The 22,004-nt window shown below is 43.7% G+C and carries 15 protein-coding genes; 13 read left to right on the top strand and 2 right to left on the bottom strand.

What is annotated here, in order from left to right; genetic code table 11:
• Positions 1 to 84 precede the first annotated feature (84 nt).
• The 9 genes from H6G05_RS04200 to H6G05_RS04240 all read left to right on the top strand — a co-directional run bounded on the left by H6G05_RS04200 (position 85) and on the right by H6G05_RS04240 (position 14,811).
• On the top strand, positions 85 to 558 hold the full coding sequence (locus H6G05_RS04200) for a J domain-containing protein (RefSeq protein WP_190576584.1): 474 nt from the start codon (positions 85 to 87) through the stop codon (positions 556 to 558).
• Positions 559 to 602: 44 nt separating this feature from the next.
• Positions 603 to 875, top strand: coding sequence for a DUF3143 domain-containing protein (locus H6G05_RS04205; protein WP_094533689.1), 273 nt, complete (start codon positions 603 to 605; stop codon positions 873 to 875).
• A 138-nt stretch (positions 876 to 1,013) separates the two neighbouring features.
• Entirely contained in the window at positions 1,014 to 2,030 is a 1,017-nt protein-coding gene (locus H6G05_RS04210; protein ID WP_190576585.1) for an aspartate-semialdehyde dehydrogenase, read from the top strand.
• 71 nt (positions 2,031 to 2,101) lie between these two features.
• Complete coding sequence (dapA, locus tag H6G05_RS04215; RefSeq protein WP_094533685.1) at positions 2,102 to 2,995, top strand: 4-hydroxy-tetrahydrodipicolinate synthase; 894 nt, start codon at positions 2,102 to 2,104, stop codon at positions 2,993 to 2,995.
• 214 nt (positions 2,996 to 3,209) lie between these two features.
• Positions 3,210 to 5,108 (top strand): ribonuclease J, encoded by a 1,899-nt coding sequence (locus H6G05_RS04220; protein WP_190576587.1) that lies wholly within the window; start codon positions 3,210 to 3,212, stop codon positions 5,106 to 5,108.
• 48 nt (positions 5,109 to 5,156) lie between these two features.
• Positions 5,157 to 5,390 (top strand): DUF167 domain-containing protein, encoded by a 234-nt coding sequence (locus H6G05_RS04225; RefSeq protein ID WP_190576589.1) that lies wholly within the window; start codon positions 5,157 to 5,159, stop codon positions 5,388 to 5,390.
• Positions 5,391 to 5,586: 196 nt separating this feature from the next.
• The gene (carB, locus tag H6G05_RS04230; RefSeq protein ID WP_190576592.1) at positions 5,587 to 8,838 is read left to right on the top strand and encodes a carbamoyl-phosphate synthase large subunit; all 3,252 of its coding nucleotides are present in this window, start codon (positions 5,587 to 5,589) and stop codon (positions 8,836 to 8,838) included.
• 407 nt (positions 8,839 to 9,245) lie between these two features.
• Entirely contained in the window at positions 9,246 to 12,131 is a 2,886-nt protein-coding gene (locus tag H6G05_RS04235) for a CHAT domain-containing protein (RefSeq protein WP_190576594.1), read from the top strand.
• A 151-nt stretch (positions 12,132 to 12,282) separates the two neighbouring features.
• Positions 12,283 to 14,811 carry a CHAT domain-containing protein gene (locus H6G05_RS04240; RefSeq protein WP_190576596.1) on the top strand — a complete coding sequence of 843 codons (2,529 nt, stop codon included), beginning with the start codon at positions 12,283 to 12,285 and terminating at the stop codon, positions 14,809 to 14,811.
• A gap of 208 nt (positions 14,812 to 15,019) precedes the next feature.
• Here the strand turns inward: H6G05_RS04240 and H6G05_RS04245 are convergent, their stop codons facing one another.
• Together H6G05_RS04245 and H6G05_RS04250 are read right to left on the bottom strand one after the other, a co-directional pair.
• Positions 15,020 to 15,970, bottom strand: coding sequence for a class I SAM-dependent methyltransferase (locus H6G05_RS04245; protein ID WP_190576598.1), 951 nt, complete (start codon positions 15,968 to 15,970; stop codon positions 15,020 to 15,022).
• Between the two features lie 99 nt (positions 15,971 to 16,069).
• The gene (locus tag H6G05_RS04250) at positions 16,070 to 17,812 is read right to left on the bottom strand and encodes a carbamoyltransferase family protein (RefSeq protein WP_190576600.1); all 1,743 of its coding nucleotides are present in this window, start codon (positions 17,810 to 17,812) and stop codon (positions 16,070 to 16,072) included.
• A gap of 302 nt (positions 17,813 to 18,114) precedes the next feature.
• Between H6G05_RS04250 and H6G05_RS04255 the strand changes: the two genes are divergently transcribed.
• The 4 genes from H6G05_RS04255 to H6G05_RS04270 all read left to right on the top strand — a co-directional run bounded on the left by H6G05_RS04255 (position 18,115) and on the right by H6G05_RS04270 (position 21,992).
• Entirely contained in the window at positions 18,115 to 18,498 is a 384-nt protein-coding gene (locus tag H6G05_RS04255) for a DUF3110 domain-containing protein (protein WP_190576601.1), read from the top strand.
• Positions 18,499 to 18,566: 68 nt separating this feature from the next.
• Positions 18,567 to 19,043 carry an acyl-CoA thioesterase gene (locus tag H6G05_RS04260; RefSeq protein WP_190576603.1) on the top strand — a complete coding sequence of 159 codons (477 nt, stop codon included), beginning with the start codon at positions 18,567 to 18,569 and terminating at the stop codon, positions 19,041 to 19,043.
• Between the two features lie 59 nt (positions 19,044 to 19,102).
• Complete coding sequence (argJ, locus tag H6G05_RS04265) at positions 19,103 to 20,314, top strand: bifunctional ornithine acetyltransferase/N-acetylglutamate synthase (protein WP_190576604.1); 1,212 nt, start codon at positions 19,103 to 19,105, stop codon at positions 20,312 to 20,314.
• Positions 20,315 to 20,717: 403 nt separating this feature from the next.
• Positions 20,718 to 21,992, top strand: coding sequence for an ABC exporter membrane fusion protein (locus H6G05_RS04270; RefSeq protein WP_190576605.1), 1,275 nt, complete (start codon positions 20,718 to 20,720; stop codon positions 21,990 to 21,992).
• The last annotated feature ends 12 nt before the right edge of the window (positions 21,993 to 22,004 follow it).

Below are 22,004 nucleotides of genomic sequence, written 5' to 3' on the forward strand. Positions count from 1 at the left end.
GGTTCTAAAAATCCTGAAATCGGTTTCATAATGAAAGTAGCTGTTACTTGTAGGCTTTGTCTGTAGATTATATCTGTAAGTGCTATGTCTAAAACCTATTACGCCATCCTCGGAGTCACTCCTTGGGCAAGTGAAATCGATATTCGTCGGGCTTATCGCGATCTTAGCAAGCTCTATCATCCTGATACTACCCAATTGCCTAAAGATGAGGCAGTTGAAAATTTTCGCCAAATTAACGAAGCTTATGCCACGCTTAGTAATGCTGAGCGCCGCAGTGCCTATGATCGCCGTATTCAGTTTTCACGATTTCAGTACGCAACCTTTGATAATGGTGTAAAATCCCAAAATCAAACACCCAAAAACCTCCAAACGGCAGATGATGACGGTTTGCCTATTGAGCGTCCATTATCTGGTGGTGAACTATTTTCACTCTTGTTAATTGGTGCTACGCTAGTTGCTTGTTTAGTGTTAGTTGTTTTAGTCGCCCTACTAAGAGGCGATCGCCTTTTACCTGAAGCGATCGCACCTGTATCAGTTTTTTGGACTTACTTCCCGTAAAACATTTCATAAATTCTTTGACAATTCCTATAAACTCGTCTGCTATGGCGCTTCCCTCCCCTACAACCCCACTCTATAATCATCCCTTGCCTGCGCTGGAAGCATGGCTAGACGAGCAGGGATGTTACCAAGATCAGTCGAATCCTAATGTCTGGCGTGTTACGCGATCATCATGGCAAGCAGAAATCGTGATGGATGTTGAAGATATCCGTGTGCGCTATATCCAAGATGCCTATGGTGGCAAAGAAATTCAACGCGCATTTCCCTATTCCCTCAGTCGCCAAGATGTTGAAGATGCAATTTTTACAGGTCCCTAGCCAAAAAAATTAGCAATATTCTGAAAGTTTGTTACTATGTAATCAAGCAAGACATAAATGACGAAACTATACATAAGTCACTTCATCGTCTTAGCAAAAGTTTTCCACCTAATTTGATGTTTTTATTTTGGAGGTTCATTGAGTAGGAAATATAACGTTGCCATTCTTGGAGCGACAGGCGCAGTGGGTACAGAGCTTCTAGCTTTGCTAGAAGAAAGAAATTTTCCTTTAGGTAATTTGAAGCTTTTAGCTTCAGAGCGATCAGCGGGTAGGTCGATTTCCTTTGCTGGCAAAGATTTAGTGATTGAGGCTGTTACTGAGTCATCTTTTGACGATGTAGATATTGTGCTTGCTTCCGCAGGTGGAAGTATTTCTAAGAAATGGTTACCGATCGCCACTAAGGCAGGAGCTATTTCCATTGATAACTCGAGTGCTTTTCGGATGCATCCTGATGTACCGCTAGTTGTGCCAGAGGTCAATCCTGAAGCGGCGGCTCAGCACAAAGGCATCATCGCCAATCCTAACTGCACGACCATTTTGATGACCGTAGCCATATATCCTCTCCATCAGGTGCAACCAATCCAGCGCATCGTCGTCTCTACTTACCAGTCAGCAAGTGGTGCAGGTGCGAGAGCAATGGAAGAAGTGAAAGTGCAATCTCAAGCAATGCTCAATGGTGAGCCTGCTATACCTGAGATCCTGCCCTATCCGCTTGCGTTTAATCTGTTTCCCCACAATTCACCGATGACAGAAAATTCCTATTGCGAGGAAGAGATGAAAATGGTGAATGAAACTCGCAAGATTATTGGCGATCACGATATTCGGATCACGGCTACCTGTGTACGGGTTCCCGTATTGCGAGCGCATTCTGAAGCGATTAATCTAGAGTTTGCTCATCCCTTTAATCCAGACAAAGCTAGAGAAATTCTAGCTACAGCGGCTGGAGTAGAGTTGGTAGAGGACTTTACGAAAAATTATTTCCCAATGCCGATTGATGCTAGCGGTAAGGATGATGTATTGGTAGGGCGAATTCGTCAAGATATCTCTCACCCTAATGGTTTGGAATTATGGATATGCGGTGATCAAATTCGGAAAGGGGCTGCCTTAAATGCAGTCCAGATCGCCGAACTAGTGATTGCTAAGTCTCTCATCTAAGTCCAATAAACAGTGCGAAGTACTATTTGGCTAGCAAAATTTGGTTGGCAAGCTTCTATTTATGAGTATCTATGAGTGAAATCGATTTCGGACGTTTACTAACGGCAATGATTACTCCTTTCGATAGAGAAGGGAATGTCGATTATGCGAAAGCAGAACAGCTTGCCGTTCATTTGGTCGAGACGGGGACTGATACGATTGTCGTATGTGGTACGACAGGCGAATCGCCAACCCTGAGTTGGGATGAGGAATATAAATTGTTTTCGGTGTTACAGCAGGCGATCGCTGGTAAAGCGAAAATCATGGCAGGTACAGGATCAAATTCCACTTCTGAAGCGATCGAGGCTACTCAAAAAGCCGCACATCTCGGATTAGATGGTACACTGCAAGTAACACCGTATTACAACAAGCCTCCGCAAGAAGGTTTATATCAACATTTTCGAGCGATCGCCGAAGCTGCACCAGAGCTTCCGATTCTTCTCTATAATGTTCCTAGTCGCACAGGTTGCAAACTGGAACCTGAGACTGTTGCTAAACTGGCTGAAATCCCTAGTATTATTGGGATTAAAGAAGCAACAGGTGATTTAGATCAAGCTAGTCAAATTCGCGCCCTCACACCAGCCGATTTTGCGATCTATTCAGGTGATGACTCTCTCACATTGCCATTAATGGCTGTGGGTGCAAAGGGAGTGGTTAGCGTTGCCTCCCATCTAGTTGGCAAGCAACTTCAAACAATGATGCAATCCTTTGCCGCAGGCAAAGTTCAAGAAGCATTGCAAATCCATATTCAACTTTTTCCTTTGTTTAAAGCTTTATTTTTAACTAGTAATCCAATCCCTCTCAAGTTAGCTCTGCGCTTATTGGGATTAGATACAGGCGTAGTGCGATCGCCTCTAGTTGCTGGTAATGACGAACTTGAAGCAAAGCTCAAAGTTGTATTAAAAAAAGTTGGAATTCTTTCCTAGTAAAGCCTGACAACTTCAAATCTAGAGACATAGAGTTTTATTACTTCTGATAATTATGAACTTGGGGGGGAATACACCTTTTTAGTCATTCTATCTAAGTACTTATAAACGCAGAGTTTAGCTTCACCCATTAAATTGAATCACCTTGAGTATTCAGAATATTCAATTTTTACCTTTTTACCTTTTACTTTTTTCTTTACATTAGAGATAACCTATGACTACATCTAACGCACCAGCACTCAAAATTATTGCCCTCGGCGGACTCCATGAAATTGGCAAAAATACATGGGTATTTGAATATAACGACGAAATCATGCTCCTTGATGGGGGCTTGTCTTTCCCTGACAACATGATGCCAGGGGTAAACGTCGTATTGCCTGATATGACTTATTTACGCGAAAACAAACATAAGATCAAGGGCATGATCGTCACCCACGGTCACGAAGATCATATCGGTGCAATTTCATTCCATTTGAAGCAATTTGAAATTCCTGTTATTTATGGTCCTCGTTTAGCAATGGCTCTGCTCGAAGACAAACTTCGCGAAGCGGGTGTCCTAAATCGTACTGAACTCCGCCGTGTCATGCCCCGCGATATTGTTCGTGTTGGTACTAACTTCTTTGTGGAATTCATTCGTAATACTCACTCGATCGCTGACAGTTTCTCGATCGCGATTAATACACCTGCGGGGATGGTGATTCACTCTGGTGACTTCAAAATTGACCATACTCCTGTTGATGGTGAATTCTTTGATCTTGCTCGTCTTGCAGAACATGGCGAAAAAGGCGTATTGGCTTTGATTAGTGACTCGACTAATGCGGAACGCCCTGGAATTACGCCTTCGGAAAGGGCTGTATATCCTAACCTTGAGAAATACATCATGATGGCAAAAGGTCGGGTGATTATCACCACTTTTGCATCTTCTGTTCATCGTGTGAACATGATTTTGGATATCGCTGATAAACAAGGGCGCGTGGTTGGCGTGGTTGGCAGATCAATGCTGAATGTCATTGCCCATGCGCGTAATCTTGGTTACATTAAGTGCCGCGATGATCTGTTCCAACCTTTACAAAATCTACGTCATTACCGTGATGATCAAATTCTAATTTTGACTACTGGTTCTCAAGGTGAGCCAATGTCAGCATTGACAAGAATGTCTCTTTGCAGCCATCGTCAATTGGAAGTACGTCAAGGCGACACTGTAATCTTCTCCGCCAATCCAATTCCTGGTAACACGATTCCTGTGGTGCGGACGATTGATCGCTTGATGGCTCTTGGGGCAAATGTGATTTACGGTAATGACAAAGGTATTCACGTTTCGGGGCATGGATCTCAAGAAGAACATAAGATGATGTTGGCGCTTGTACGTCCGAAGTTCTTCTTCCCTGCTCACGGTGAATTGAGAATGCTCAGACAACATGCCAAGATGGCGGAAGCAATGGGCATCCCTAGCGAAAATATCGTGATTGCCGAAAATGGTGATGTGGTTGAAGTTTGCCAAAACTACATGAAGATTGTGGATAAGGTTCCTTCGGGTGTTGAGCTAGTCGATTCTTCTCGCGATGGCATGGTTAAGGGTGATGTATTGCGCGATCGCCAACAGATTTCTGGTGAAGGCATCTTCTCGATCGCGGTATCCGTCGGTCTGGATGGCAAGCTTGCCACATCTCCTGATATTCAACTAAGCGGTGTCGTTCTACCGATGGAACATTCGCAAATTATTGCTTTAGTTGCTAAGGCGATCGATAATTCCTTGGCTAATTCTTGGGGTAACTTTGCCCGTAATGTTGGTTCTCTGGAAGTTGACTGGACTGGCTTACGTGGACAACTTGAGCGCGACCTCACCCGTGTCTTGCGTCAACAAATCCAAAGCAAACCAGTAATCGTGTTTCTATTGCAAACACCTCCAAATTCTACACAATCTGCACCTGTTCCCGCCGCAAAGCCAAATGCTTTGGGTGTGACTTTAAAAGCAGGTAGCGGCAAAGTGATTCCTAAGATTGAGAATGGAAGTAATGGCAACGTTGCGGCGGCGACTAGTGAAGTAGTGACTACTACAGGTGCGGCCACGGCAAGTGCTGGTAGACGCAAGCGTACTGCGGCAACAGTTTAAATAACCAAAGGTGTAATCCACGCAGTGGATTACACCTTTGCTAAATGAATGAAAAAATCGATTAAGGTCAAGCCAAACTCTAAAAAGCAAGCCATTATCGAAGAAGAAGATGGAAGTCTAACGGTGCATTTAAAATCGCCACCCGTTGATGGTAAAGCTAATAAAGAACTAATTGAGCTTTTAGCCAAAAATTTTAGTGTGACAAAATCTCAAATTACAATTTTGATTGGTTTATCTGGAAGAAATAAGTTAGTAAATATTGAAAATACTGAAAGCTGCTAACTTTTGTGCAGAATAAAAACCCATAAATAAAGGCGGCGCTTCGCGCCGCCTTTATTTATGGGTTCAAAACTTATATTGTTCTAGAAATAGACTCACTTGGTAGCCAACAAACTAATTAGCATCATGCGCTACATACTAAGAGATCACCATGACGCTATAAAATGTATTGCGAGTTACCTAAGAAATACAAGATTTTATGCCCCGCCGTAATGACATCCAAAAGATTTTGCTGATTGGCGCTGGCCCAATTGTGATCGGGCAAGCCTGCGAATTCGACTATTCGGGAACCCAAGCCTGTAAAGTTTTACGGGACGAAGGCTATTACGTGATCCTAGTTAACTCCAATCCCGCTACGATCATGACCGATCCCGCTACAGCCGATCGCACTTACATTGAGCCGATTACGCCCGAAGTTGTCGCGCAGATTATCGAAAAAGAGCGTCCTGATGCCATCTTGCCGACGATGGGTGGACAAACAGCCCTAAATACGGCGGTTTCCCTCGCTAAAATGGGGGTTTTAGAAAAATATGGCGTGGAGCTAATTGGGGCAAAACTAGAAGCGATCGAAATGGCAGAGGATCGCAAACTATTTAAGGAAGCAATGGAGCGAATCGGCGTTGCCATGTGTCCGTCTGGCTTGGGGACAACCATGGAAGAATCCCGCGCGATCGCCCATGAAATTGGTACTTATCCCTTAATTATCCGTCCTGCCTTCACAATGGGTGGTACTGGCGGCGGCATCGCTTACAACCAAGAGGAATTTGAAGAAATTTGTGCCTCTGGGCTTGAAGCTAGTCCCGTATCGCAAATCTTGATCGAGCGATCGCTGATTGGCTGGAAAGAATACGAGCTAGAGGTGATGCGCGATCTCGCCGATAACGTGGTGATCATTTGTAGCATCGAAAATATTGATCCCATGGGTATTCATACAGGTGACTCGATTACGGTTGCACCTGCTCAAACCCTGACTGACAAAGAATATCAGCGCTTACGTGACTATTCAATTAAAATCATTCGCGAAATTGGCGTAGAAACTGGCGGCTCAAATATTCAGTTCTCGATCAATCCTGAAAACGGCGATGTCGTTGTAATTGAGATGAATCCTCGCGTGTCGCGTAGCTCGGCACTTGCATCGAAAGCGACTGGCTTCCCGATCGCTAAATTTGCTGCGAAACTTGCTGTGGGTTATACCCTTGATGAAATTTCTAACGACATCACTAAGAAAACTCCTGCGAGCTTTGAACCAACGATCGATTATGTCGTAACTAAGATTCCTCGCTTTGCCTTTGAGAAATTCCCTGGATCTGAGCCAGTGCTCACTACCCAGATGAAATCCGTCGGTGAAGCGATGGCGATCGGACGCACTTTCCAAGAGTCGTTCCAGAAAGCATTGCGATCGCTAGAAGTTGGTCGTTTTGGTTTTGGTGGCGATCGCGAAGAAGTATTGCCTGACCTCGATAAAATTAAGTACAGCTTGCGGGTTCCTAATCCCGATCGCATTTTCTCGATTCGCGATGGATTTTTGTCAGGGCTATCAGTTCAAGCCATTTTTGAATTGACTAATATCGATCCTTGGTTCTTGCAAAAAATGCGCGAGATCACCGATGTGGAACTTTCGATCAAGGGTCGGAAGCTAGACAGTATCAAAAAAGATGAGATGCTGGAAACAAAACGCATGGGCTTTAGCGATCGCCAGATTGCCTACCTCACTAGCACAAATGAAGATGCAGTTCGTACTTATCGCAAATCCCTCGGCGTGATTCCCTCCTACAAGACTGTCGATACTTGTGCGGCTGAGTTTGAAGCGCTCACGCCCTATCACTACTCTACCTACGAAGAAGAATCAGAAATTCTACCTTCGACAAAGCGCAAGGTCATGATCCTTGGTGGTGGTCCAAACCGCATTGGACAAGGGATTGAATTTGACTATTGTTGTTGTCATGCTAGCTATGCATTACGTGCCGCAGGTTTCGAGACAATCATGGTTAACTCCAATCCTGAAACCGTTTCCACGGATTACGATACTAGCGATCGCCTCTATTTCGAGCCATTGACCCGTGAAGATGTATTGAACATCATCGAAGCGGAACAGCCTGAAGGTGTGATCATTCAGTTCGGTGGACAAACTCCACTTAAGCTTTCAGTTCCGCTCCTGCGTTATCTGGAAGAGAATAACTCTAATACTAAAATTTGGGGTACTTCGCCAGATTCTATTGATATTGCTGAAGATCGTGAACGCTTTGAAGCTATCTGTCAACAACTAGGAATCCTGCAACCTAATAATGGTTTGGCGCGTTCTGAAGAAGAGGCGGTGGTCATCGCTCAACGTGTTGGTTATCCCGTCGTAGTCCGTCCTAGCTACGTTCTTGGTGGTCGTGGTATGGAAGTGGTTTACTCTGATACCGAACTCGAAGACTATATGCGTCGGGCGATCATCATCGAACCAGAGCATCCTGTACTGATCGATCATTTCCTTGAAGGAGCGATCGAGGTGGATGTGGATGCGATCGCTGATCAACTTGGCAATGTCACCATCGGCGGCATCATGGAGCATATCGAAGAAGCAGGGATTCACTCTGGTGACTCCGCTTGTTCAATTCCTACTTTCTCTTTGCCTCCTGAAGTTCTTACCACCATTCGCACATGGACGATCAGCCTTGCCAAGTCTCTCAACGTAATTGGCTTGATGAATATCCAATATGCTGTCCAGTTGAATAATAACAACCTCAAAGAGAGCAAGGTCTTTATTCTTGAAGCTAATCCTCGCGCTTCGCGTACTGTTCCCTATGTCAGTAAAGCGATTAATGTTCCCCTCGTTAATTATGCATCTCGCATCATGGCTGGAGCCACCCTTGCCGAACTTGGCTTAACGGAAGAGGTAATTCCTAAACATATTTCGATTAAGGAAGCTGTACTTCCCTTTGCGAAGTTTGCAGGAACCGATACGATTTTAGGTCCTGAAATGCGATCGACTGGTGAAGTCATGGGCATTGATACCGAATTCGGACGCGCCTTTGCCAAAGCGCAAATCGCCGCAGGAACTCATTTACCTCTTGAGGGAACTGTATTCCTATCGGTTAACGATCGCGATAAAAGCGGCATCCCCTCGGTTGCGGAAGCCTTTGTCGAATTGGGCTTTAAAATTGTGGCTACGGAAGGAACCTATAAAATCCTGCGTCGTAACAATATTGAATCCAAGCAAGTTCTCAAAGTCCATGAAGGTCGTCCCCACATTGGTGACTCGATGAAGAATGGTCAAATCCAATTGATTGTCAATTCGCCTAGTGGTGAAGAGGCGAAAACCGATGGCAAGATGATTCGCCGTACAGCGCTTGCTTATAAGATTCCTGTAATTACCACCCTTGCTGGTGCGAAAGCAGCGATCGCGGCGATTCGTTCTCTCCAAACTGGAGCGATTTCTGTAACTGCGCTTCAGGATTACGCTTAAAGTCCTAACTAAAGAATACCCTCCGCATTGCGGCTACTACCCACAAGTCCTAAAACCTAGCTAAATCAAGAATCAATCGCCCCCTAGCCCCCAATTCTAGGGGGACAAGAAATATTATTATTTCAAAGTCCCCCAGAATTGAGGGACTTAGGGGGATTAGATAGATTGAAACGAAGATAGGGAGACTTGAATATACAGGCTAGCGAGTTGCGGAGGGTATTTTTTGTTGCGCTTAGAGAATGTTCACTCAGATCTTGCACCTGTTTGAGAGGGTTGAAGGGCAATAGATAGGATGTTGTTAAGATCTCAGTTATCTTTTTTGTAACGATCGCCTGTTTTGGAGAATATCGCTTTATGCTGGCTGGTAAGCAACTACGGGTTTTGATGTAAATGTGAGGATGTGGGCAATGAAGAAGATTGTTGGCATTGCGATGTTGACCTTTTTGTCTTGTGGGCAAGTGCAGATAGTGATGAGTGAGAGCGCCCAAGCACAAACAACACAAGACCGTAAAGCGGAAGCAGATCGACTGTTGCAACAAGGAAATCAGCAATATCAAATTAGCCAGTTTGAGACAGCATTTCAGTCATGGCAGCAAGCATTGAGCATTTATTACGAAATCAAAGATAGACAAGGCGAGGGAGCAGTCCTTGGAAATCTTGGTCTTGCTTACTATTTTCTCGGCAATTATGAAAAAGCCATTGAATATCATCAAAAAGCATTAGCAAGCTTATGGGAAATCAAAGACAGACAAGGTGAGGGCACAGTTCTTGGCAATCTTGGTCTTGCTTACTATTCTCTCGGCAACTATGAAAAAGCCATTGAATATCATCAAAAAGCATTAGGAATTGCAAGAGAAATCAAAAATAAATTGGGAGAAGGAAATGCTCTTGGGAATCTTGGTCTTGTTTACTACTCTCTCGGCAACTACGAAAAAGCTATTAATTATCATCAGCAAAGGTTAGCAATTGCAAGAGAAATCAAGGATAGGGAAGGAGAAGGACAGTCACTTGGTAATCTTGGTCTTGCTTACGATGCCCTTGGGAACTATGACAAAGCCATTGAGTTTCATCAACAACAGTTATCGCTTGCAAAAGAAATAAAAGATAGGCGAGGAGAAGGACAGTCGCTTGGTAATCTTGGTATTGCTTACGATGCCCTTGGGAACTATGACAAAGCCATTGAGTTTCATCAACAAGCTTTAGCAATTGCAAGGGATATTAAAGATATACAAAGAGAAGGTCAAATACTCGGTAATCTTGGTCTTGCTTATCATGCTCTAAGCAACTACGGCAAAGCCATTGATTATCAGCAACAGCGCTTAGCAATCGCAAGAGAAATCAAAGATAGACGAGGAGAAGGACAATCGCTTGGTAATCTTGGTATTGCTTACGATGCCCTTGGCAACTATAGCAAAGCCATTGATTATCAGCAACAGCGCTTAGCAATCGCAAGAGAAATCAAAGATAGACGAGGAGAAGGACAGTCACTTGGCAATCTTGGTCTTTCTTACAATAAACTTGGTAACCACGTCAAAGCCATTGATTTCTATCAACAAGCTTTAGCAATTGCAAGAGAAATCAAAGTCAGACTCGGAGAGAAAAATGCATTGGGAGGACTCAGTCTTTCTTACTTTCGGCTCGGAAACTATGACAACGCCATTAAATATGAACAACAAGCCTTAGCGATCGCAAGAGAACTCAAAGATAAGCAAGGAGAGGGACAGGCTCTAGGAAATCTCGGAGCTACTTATTATGTTCTTGGTCATTATGACAAAGCTATTGATTACTATTCGCAAGCTTTAGAAATTGTACGAGAAACTAAAGATAGAGATGGCGAAGGGATTGTTCTCCAAAATATTGGGGTTCTACTTAGCAATCAAAATCAATCTGAACTCGCTATTCTTTTTTACAAACAATCGGTTAATGTAAGAGAATCAATCCGTAAAGATATCAAAAAGCTTAATAAAGAAGAACAGCAATCCTATACCAACACCATTACAAGTAGTTATCGTCGCTTAGCCAATTTGTTGATTAAGCAAGATCGAATCGTGGAAGCACTCCAAGTCCTTGATCTCCTCAAAGTCCAAGAACTCGAAGACTATTTCAAAAATATCAAAGGCAGTGACAGATCGGCGCAAGGAGTCCGACTTTTAGAACCAGAGAAAGCTATGAGCGATAAGCTATTAGCGGTTAGTTTTGAGAATAGTCTTGAAATTAACAGCCAACTTGCTAACAAAATCCAACAACTTCCCAAATCAGAAATCAACAAAGTACCCGACTATCTCCAAAAAATCCCTCAAGGCACAGCCTTACTTTATCCCTTGATTTTAGGAGACAGACTCGAAATCATCCTCTTCTCACCCAACACCACCCCCATCAGCCGCACCGTCAAAATCTCTCAAAAAGAACTAGAAACCCTAGTGACTGATTTTAGAGCCACACTCCTTGATGCTGGCTCTGAAGACGTCAAAGAACCTGCGGCACAACTATACCAATTACTGATTAAACCCATCGAAGCCGAACTAGTCCAAGCTAAAACCACCACAATTCTGTATGCACCCGATGGCATCTTGCGATATATTCCCATCGCTGCACTCTATGACGGCAAACAATGGCTAGCAGAGAAATACCGCATTAGTAATCTAATCTCCTATAGCCTCTTTGACTTTTCCGCACAACCTAAAAACTCACCCAACATCCTTGCAGGAGCCTTTGGTGGTAAAGCAGGAGAGCAAAAGCATGGACAAACAGCCTTACCCGCAACCCTTAAGGAAGTTCAAGCGATCGCAAATTCATTCACAAACTCAGTTACCTTAATCGAAGAAAACTTTAGCCGACAAGCGATTGAATCGAAATTCAAAAATCATAATATTCTGCATCTCGCCACCCATGCCGAATTCAACATAGGTGTACCAGACAACTCCTTCATCATTTTTGGCAATGGTGACAAAATCCGTCTCAATGAAATCACCGACTGGCAAATTCCGAATATAGATTTGATTGTGTTGAGTGCTTGTCAGACTGGAGTGGGTAAGCTCGGCGATGGTGTAGAAATTTTAGGATTTGGCTATCAAGTCCAAAAAGCAGGAGCAAAAAATGCGATCGCCTCACTCTGGAAAGTTGATGATGCTGGTACACAAGCCTTAATGGTTGCCTTTTATGATGAACTCAAAAAAGGCAATGTTACTAGTACAGAAGCATTACATAGAGCGCAAGTTTCTCTAATCAAATCATCAGAGTTTAATCATCCAAATTATTGGTCAGCATTTTTTGCGATCGGCAATGGGTTGTAGTCATTTGTTAAGTATCTCAGCATAGTTATAAAATAAGCCCAAATTGCTGTTTCGCTAGCGTAGCTAGCGGAACAGCAATTTGGGTTTAAAGTTTAGATGGACTGTTGTGAGGCGCAATCAAATTTTGTGATTTAGGAGGACAGTTTTTGCCATGAATAAAGGTTTGGGCGCGATCGCATTGGTCACTCTTTTGTCTTGCTTGTCCGTAACAACATTAGGTAGCGATCGCCTATGGGCGCAAGAAGCATCTGACAGCAGAGCAGAAGCAGGTAGATTGCTAAACCAAGGATTGCAGCAATATCGCAATAATCAGACTCAAGCCGCCTTTCAGACATGGCAGAAGACCCTGCAAATTTATCGAGAGATCAAAGACCGTGCAGGCGAAGGAAAAGTACTGAACAATTTCGGCATTGCGTACTACATGCTGGGACAGTACGACAAATCAGTTAATTTTTTTCAACAGCGTTTAGCGATCGCCCGCGAACTCAATGATCGCAAAGGTGAAGCCAATGCCCTCGACAGTCTTGGACTTAACTACATCCTCCTAGGACAGTACGAAAAAGCGATCGCCATCTACCAACAAGCAGTGGCGATCTTCCAAGAACTTAACGATCGCCAGAATGAAGGAAATGCTGTCGGAAATCTTGGCATCGCTTACCGTGAACTAGGGAAATATCAGAAAGCAATCAATTTCCATCAACAACAGTTAACCATTACTCGCGAAATCAAAGACCGTGCAGGGGAGGGGCGAGCGCTCGGTGGGCTTGGCATTGTTTACCGCGAATTAGGTCAGTACCAAAAAGCAATTACCTTTTACGAACAGGACTTGGCGATCGCTCGCGAATTTAAAGACCTTAATGGTCAAGGCAGGGCTTTCAACAACCTTGGCATCGCCTATGGTGATTTACTGAAATACAAAGAAGCCGTTACCTTTTATCAACAGGCTCTAGAAATATTCCGCGATATTGAAAATCGCAAGGAAGAAGGAAGCACCCTCGGTAATCTTGGCATTGCGTATCGCGAACTGGGTCAGTACCAAAAAGCCCTCACCTTCCACCAACAACAACTAGCGATCGCCTATGCAATCAAAGATCGTGTCACTGAGGGCAAAGCCGTTGGTGGGCTTGGCATTATTTACAACAAACTCAGACAGTACGACAAAGCGCTCCCATTTTATCTGAGAGACTTAGCGATCGCGCTCGAACTTGGCGATCGGCGCGGAGAAGGGAGAGTATTCAATAACTTGGGGGTAATCTTTGCCGACCTCGACCAAACCACATTGTCTATCCTTGCTTACAAGCAATCAGTAAATATCCAAGAATCGATCCGCAAAGATCTGCGCGGACTGAGTAAAGAAGAACAGAAGTCTTTTTTGGATACAGTTGCCCGCACCTATCGCCATCTTGCCAGTCTACTACTAATGCAAGGACGAGTAATAGAAGCTCTACAAGTCCTCGATCTCCTGAAAGTACAAGAGCTAGAAGACTATCTCAAAAATGTGAAAGGGAATGATAGAACAGCTCAAGGAGTAAAGCTCTTAGAACCAGAGACAGTGACTGCTCGTCAATTGTCGCTTTTAAAGTTGGAGGATAGCGCGGAAATCAATCTACAACTTGCTAATCAGATCCGCCAAATCCCTAGATCAGAGCTAAACAAAATTCCCGACTATCTGCAACAAATTCCTCAAGGTACAGTACTGCTCTATCCATTGATTTTAAGCGATCGCCTTGAGCTAATCCTTTTCTCTCCCAATTCTCCTCCCCTCAACCACACTGTCAAAATCTCCCAAAAAGAACTAAAAGACTTAATTAATAATTATAGAACGGGACTGCTCGATACAACTTCTGAAGATTATAAAGCTGCGGCTGTTGCCCTTTACAATCTACTGATCAAACCCATCGAAGCAGAACTCATCCGATCCAAAGCCAAGACGATTCTCTACGCACCTGATGGGCAAATGCGATATGTTCCCCTTGCCGCTCTATATGATGGCAAAAAATGGCTAATTGAAAAATATCAAATCAGTAACCTGATCGCCTATAGCCTATCTGACTTTTCCCCAAAGCCTAAAACTCAGCCTAATATCCTAGCAGGAGCGTTTGGTGGGAAAGCAGGGGAGAAAAGATTTGGACAATTGGGATTACCTGCTACGCTCAAAGAAGTCCAAGCGATCGCCAATTCATTCCAAAATTCCGTTACCTTAACCGAAGATCAGTTTAGTCGCCAAGCGCTCGAGTCTAAATTCAAAAACCACAACATTCTCCATCTTGCCTCCCATGCCGAATTTAATACTGGCGCACCAGACAACTCCTTCATTATCTTTGGCAATGGTGATAAAATCCGCTTAAATGAGATCAGCGATTGGCAAATTCCCAATATAGATTTAGTTATACTCAGCGCTTGCCAGACTGGTGTTGGCAAGCTTGGTGATGGAGTAGAAGTTTTAGGATTTGGTTATCAAGTCCAAAAGGCAGGAGCAAAACAGGCGATCGCCTCACTCTGGAAAGTTGATGATGCAGGCACACAGGTGCTCATGGAAGCATTTTACCAAGAACTCAAGAAAGGTAATATCACCTCCACCGAAGCATTACAACGCGCCCAAATATCCCTGATTAAATCTCCAAATTACAATCATCCAAATTATTGGTCAGCATTTTTTGCGATCGGTAATGGACTGTAAGGGCAATTCATGAATTGCCCTTACAGTCCAAAACTAAAAATGGCTCCGCCATTTTTAGTTTTAAAACCCTTACAGGGTTTGGTTTTTAATTCACAAAAGTGTTGGCTCACTTTTGTGAATTAGTATAAAACATAATTTAACGTGAGTTCGATAAGCTATTTGCGGCGTGCTTCGCACGCCGCAAATAGCTTATCGAACTCACGTTGATTTAAGCTACTTTCGCAATTACAGTGCGATGACGTGGTGAATTCGCAGTGATGCAGGGAGCCTCAAACCCTGCGGCAACTAGTTCAGAGGCAAGATCAAAGGAAAAATATTGATCGAGATAGGGTTCTGTACTTTTGAGTAGAGTCAAAATATAGGGAGGCATCTTGACATAGATATCTGAATAGGGATTCATATCCATGAGAGTGAAGTAACCATTAGGACGCAAAACACGGCGAATTTCACGGAGTATTTGGCGCGTTGCATCTTGAGGTAGTTCATGGAATAGCAGAAAACAGGATACAAAATCAAATGAACTATCAGGTAATCCCGTTTGTTCGGCGGTAGAATGAATCCATTGCACCTGTCCATTTTCGGCTAACTCAGGATGCTTGGTGTGCGTATTGTAATTAGCGATCGCTAAAAAATGTGGTGATAAATCCAAACCCGTAATTTTGGCTTGAGGATAGGCTTTATGCAATACAAAAGTACTCATGCCTACACTGCAACCAATATCGAGAATATCTTGAGGTGGAGTGGCGATCTTCTCTTTGACAATATCAATATAACTTTGACGCAAACGTGCATCACCTTCCACTGGAGGCTGATCATCATTCCAAATGCGTGAATGTACAGCATAGGCAGCAACTTCTACTTCCGTTGCAGGCAACCAACCAAGATTCCCTTCTTCGTAGGCATGGAAGTGCTTGAGATAATATTCGGGATATTGGATATGAGGATTTTGGACTTGGGCAATTTCGCTATCAAGATCTTGTTTTTGTAAATCAGCGACAATTTGCCGCCAGTTTACGCCCATTGACTCAGCCCTTTCGATCATCATGTTGCGGGCGCGTTGCTTAGCGATGTTAAATAAAGGCGCGATCGCTAAAATGCCATTTACTAAGCGGGATGCTAGTCCAATTTTTGGAGTAGTGGCTGAAGTGGTAGAAGTCATTTTAAACTTTTTAATTATAATCACAGCCATTATATAACTGTCGCCATTCTTGTAGGAAATATAGTGTGAGGCAGCGCGAAGCGCTGCCTCACACTATTGCTAAGGACGTTCGACATAGTACGAGCCAAGCACGATCACATCCATACTAGTACGCAAAAAACAGGCGATCGCTTCATTAGGAATCCTGACCACTGGCTCATTTTCGTTTAATGACGTATTTAAAATCATGGGTACGCCTGTGCGTTGAGCAAAGGTATTAATCAAGTCCCAGTAAAGTGGATTAGTTCTATAGCTAACGCTTTGTAATCGCCCCGTCCCATCAACATGGGTCACCGCAGGGATTTGCGATCGCTTTTCGGGCTTAATCTTAAAGACCTTTTCCATGAATGGTGTCGGCTCATCAATCTCAAAATATTCACCAACTTTTTCCTCAAGAATACTGGGGGCAAAAGGTCGAAATTTCTCGCGAAACTTAATTTTGAGATTAATAATATCGCGCATATCCGCACGGCGAGGGTCAGCTACCAAAGAACGATTACCTAAGGCTCTTGCCCCAAATTCCATTCTTCCCTGAAACCAGCCAACGACCTTACCATCACACATCGCATCGACAACTTTTTCTAGCATCACTTGGCGATCGCGTGGTTGATCTAATGGTAAATAATGCGATCGCAAATTATGTTTAGCGATCGCCTCCAAGCATTCAGCATCACTAAATTCTGAACCCCAATAGCCATGTTCAAGCACAAAATTACGAGGATGCTTCAGAATTTGATTCCACACGTAAAAAGCTGCACCAAAGCAAGTCCCATTATCGGCAGCACCAACTGGGATATATACCTGCTTGAAGGGAGTCTTTTGCGTGATTTTCCCGTTAGCGACCGAGTTCATCGCCACACCGCCAGCTAGACAAAGATGATCGCTTTTAGTGCGTTCCCATAAGCGATTGAGGATATGAAAGATAATTTCTTCAGTGATAACCTGCAATGAGGTAGCAATATTTTGGTGTTTTTCGGTGAGTTCATCTTGAGGCTGGCGAGGTTTACCAAGCAATTTTTCTAATTTTTGGCTATGAAATGGTAAAACTGTGGGTATTCCTCCAGTCCAATTCATCGATATCCCATTTTTATGATGATTGAAGTACTCAAGATTTAGTTCTAGCCCATCACCTTGAGGGGAGATAAGTTGGCGCAACTCTTCTAAATACTCAGGCTCTCCATAGGGAGCTAGCCCCATAACTTTATACTCATCTCCATAGTTAGGAAATCCTAGATAAAGAGTAATTGCGTTATAGAGATATCCTAGAGAATGGGGAAAATAAGTTCGCTCAAAATATTGTAATTGATTCCCTTTTCCTACTCCAGAGAGAGTACTCACAAAATCTCCCATGCCATCAATCGATAGAATCGCAGCTTCTTCAAAGGGCGAAACAAAGAATGTACTCGCAAAGTGGGTGGAGTGATGCTCTAGAGTATGAATTACAGCCTTAATCTTTTCTGGTAATACATTGCAGGCGATCGCTAAATTATCTCGAATTCCTAAGCTTTTGCTTTGCTTACCAAAGCGATCAATTAATGAGCTAAGAGAAGGACGCTGTTGTAATGTAACTAGTAACTTGCGGTTGAGATTTGCCTTAGGGTTATAAGAAAGAGCCACATGATCTAACTGCGTAACATCAATACCACCAACTTGTAGGCAATAACGAATTGACTCGGATGGGAATCCCGCCCAATGTTTGATTCTTTGAAAGCGCTCTTCTTCAACAGCAGCAACCATTTGACCGTCTTGGATGAGACTTGCAGAACTATCCCCATGATATGCATTGATGCCCAGAATATTCATTAATATTTCATTGGTGCGACAGTAATTGTCGCAATCATAGAGCAATTGCGTAAAACTTTAATGTTCATAGTTTGATAGCAGCAATTCTCATTATGAAACCGATTTTAATGTTTCCAGCGCCTTTGGCGCTGGAAACATTAAAATCGGTTTTTTGAAAGCCCGCCGTTGAAGGGCTTTCAAAAAACCGATTTTTATAAGGAGAATTGCTAGATGAGAATTACTGATTTTTTAGGGTTAAGATCTTAACTGTAATGTTGATTGCTATACAATATTAAAGCTTTTCTAATGGTCGAGTTTTTTCTATGCAAGTTTGGGTATTGCTGTTTAACGCCAACACCGATAACGAAGGTATCTACACTCTAGAAATTGAGGGCAGTAATATTATTGTCGCCTTTGAGCAAGAGGATGATGCAATTCGTTATGCAGGTTTATTGGAAGCACAGGACTTCTTGTCGCCAACAGTAGAAAGCATTGATAGCAAAGATTTAGAAGAATTTTGTGAAGAAGCAGGCTATGACTTAAACATCGTACCAACCGATGCCCTATTAGTCCCCCCTGAAAAAAATGTGGATAAAACGGACTGGTCAGCCGATCGCGATCAAAATCTACCCGAACCAGAGGACGAAATTGAGGTAGAAGATCCCGTAATTGCGATGATGCGCCGTCGTTTAGAAAATTTACTATAAGACATAAGAATGCGTCCCTAAGGGACGCATTCTTATGACATGACTAGAGTTTGTTTTAGGTATAAATTATGACGGCTGAACTTACTTCTAATCCTTTAACCAACGCAATTACTAAATTTGAGCCTAGTTCTGAAAACGGAGGCTGGTTTAACTATGCTGTGCGCGTATATCCTCATCACACTGACTATGCGGGTGTAGTGTGGCATGGTACATATCTCACTTGGATGGAAGAGGCGCGGGTAGAATGCTTGCGAACTGTGGGCATGAGCTTTGAGGAATTAGTCTCAGCAGGTGTGGACTTGCCAGTTGCCGAGATGAATTTGCGCTATCACCGTTCGGCGCGGATGGGTGATGATGTACTCGTAATGACTCGACTTGTACCAGATAAAGTCCGCCTGAACTGGGAATATCAAATTCGTACTGAAACAGATCTATGTGTAACAGCAGTGGTTACCCTCGTACCTGTAGATTTTGAAAAACGTAAGTTGTTGCGATCGCTACCAAGTTCATTGGAAGGGGCGATCGCCAAATTAACGGGAATTTAAGTTTTGCATCTTGCGAAGCAAGATGCAAATGCACAGTAACTGAGGAACTCAATCAAATCATGGCAAATTGGCAAGTAATAGCAGGCGGTGTGACCGCAGCAAAGGGCTATAAAGCCGCAGGAATCACCGCAGGACTGAAACCATCTGGCGCACCTGACCTAACTTTGATCGCATCGGATGTCCCAGCGATCGCCGCAGGCGTATTTACTAAGTCTTGTGTCAGAGCTGCCTGTGTAGACTTCAACCGCGAAGTATTGGCAAAGGGTTGCCATGTCAGCGCGATCCTCTGCAATGCGGGTCAAGCCAATGCTAGTACAGGTGCAGAAGGTTGGCAGAATGCAGTGGAATGTGCCGAACTAGTGCAGAAAGCTTTAAATACAGTCGATGGGGTTTTAGTTGCTTCCACTGGTGTCATCGGCAAGCAATTGCTAATGGATAAGATGCGCTCAGGTATTGCCAAAATTGCGCCCCTGATTTCGCCCGATGGTGGTGAAGATGCCTCGCGATCGATCATGACCACGGACACTGTGCCGAAAAGTATTGCCCTAGAAACCGTAATTGATGGCAAGCCCGTGAGAATTGGTGGCATCTGTAAAGGTTCGGGAATGATCCATCCCAACATGGCGACGATGCTGGGTTTTGTCACTTGTGATGCTGGTGTGGAGCCAAAGCTATGGCAAAAGATGCTATCTAGTTCCATTGATGCCAGCTTCAACCAAGTTACCGTTGATGGTGATACCAGCACCAATGACATGGTATTAGCACTAAGCAATGGTCAGTCGGGCGTAGTTATCGATGATGAAAATTCTGATGCAGCGCAACAGGTGCAGGCGATGTTGCAAGAAGTTTGTATGAGCTTAGCTAAGGCGATCGCCCGTGATGGTGAAGGGGCAACCTGCATGATCGAGGTGAATGTCACTGGTGCATCTAGTACCGTCGCCGCTCGGCAAATTGCCAAAACTATCGTCGGTTCATCCCTTGTCAAATCTGCCGTCTTTGGCAACGATCCTAACTGGGGTAGAATTGCCGCCGCCGCAGGGCGATCGGGTGTAGATTTTGATCAAAATTTGTTGAATATTCAACTGGGCGATTTTGTGATGATGAAGGACGGCACGCCACAGGAATACGATCGCAATGCCGCCAGCGACTATCTCAAAAATGACACTGTAATCATCAATGTCGGTGTCGGTGATGGTAGTGGTGAAGGCACGGCATGGGGCTGTGACCTTAGCTACGATTACGTCAAGATTAACGCTGAATACACAACATAAATCTTAAAAGGTGGCGGTTCACGCCACCTTTTAAGATTTAGCTATGACGAAATCATGGCGTGAGACAAGACTAACCTCGATATTTTCTGGCTCAAGGACAAAAGCCTCGCCGATCTTGATAATCTCCCCGACCCCGATATTCTTGCCAATGAAATCATCGAAAATATCGAAGCAGGGTTAGCTAGTTTTCGTGAAATTATGGAGATTATTAATCTAACCTAAGCTACTACTCAAGGATTAGCGGTGAGGCGCGAAGCGCCTCACCGCTAATCCTTGGCTTTTAATGTCTATTTTTAATCTAGCCTGAGCGTAGGATGTCATAGATATGGACAAACTGCTATAGCTTGATACACTATTGGCTAGTTTTTAATTCTAAGCCGAAGTATATAGAGGCAAAGAGCATATGCAGGTGGATGAACAGGCGGATAAACAGGTAGAAACATCTACGGAAGTCAGTAATATATCTGGAGATACACAAAGTACTTCAGCCAAAAATCAAACTATTAATATGAAGAAGGCGCTAGCACCTAAAAGTTCCAATAAATTATTAATCCCTGCGATCGCTTTGGCAATAGCCGCACTGGGTGTAAGTATTTGGTTTGTGATCGGACGTTTTAGTAGTAACCCATCATCAGCCACATCTCCCGCAACTAATACCACTGGTAACAGTAGCAAAGAACAACCCAGAGCAATCAGTGCCTTAGGTCGCGTAGAGCCACAGGGAGAAGTTGTCAAAGTTGCCTCACCTTCAGCGCTAGGGACATCTCGCATTGTCAAATTAATGGTCAAAGAAGGCGATATGGTCAAGCAGGGACAAGTGATCGCCATTCTTGATAGTTACGATCGCTCAGTCGCCACTTTACTTCAAGCTCAAAGTCAAGCCCAAGAAAGCGATCGTAATCTTGCCAGAGTTCGCGCAGGGGCTAAGGGTGGCGATATTGAAGCCCAAGCAGGTAATGTTGAAGCGGCTAAAGCAAATGTTAATGCTATTAGTGTAAATGCGGCTCGACTTAAAGCAGAACTAGATATTGCTGAGCGAGACTACAATCGCTTTCAGCAGCTACAAAAAGATGGTGCAATTTCAGAGTCAATGTTGGATACTTATCGACTGAAAGCAGTCACTCTCGCAGGACAACTTGAACAAACTAAGCAACAGATTCAACAAGCAGAGTTTAGTCTAAAACAATCTCAAGGATTACTCAGTAGTGTTAGAGAAGTCCGTCCCACTGATATCCAGTTTGCCGAAGCTCAATTACAAACGGCGATGGTCAATGTCAAAAAAGCTGAAGTAGATCTTGATCTAGCCCAAGTTCGTGCTCCAATTGATGGACAAGTTCTCAAAATCAATACGAAAACTGGTGAATTTGTCAGTCAGACAAATGGAGTAGTTGACCTTGGCAATACCAGTCAGATGTATGTAGTAGCAGAAATCTATGAAACTGATATCGGCAAAATCAAGATTGGACAGAAAGCAAGCATCCAAAGCGAAGCCTTTGAAGGTGAAATTACTGGCAAAGTTGATCGCATCGGGTTGCGGATTGCCAAAAATGATGTACTGGGAACCGATCCTGCTGCAAAAACCGATGTCAGGATTATTGAAGTCAAGATCAAGTTAGATGACAGCTCCAAGGTTTCAGGGCTTACCAATTTGCAAGTCAGAGTCAAGGTAGAGGTTTAATGGGAGTGCAAA

The sequence above is a fragment of the Phormidium tenue FACHB-1050 genome, assembly GCF_014696925.1.
Classification (GTDB): domain Bacteria; phylum Cyanobacteriota; class Cyanobacteriia; order Pseudanabaenales; family Pseudanabaenaceae; genus Pseudanabaena.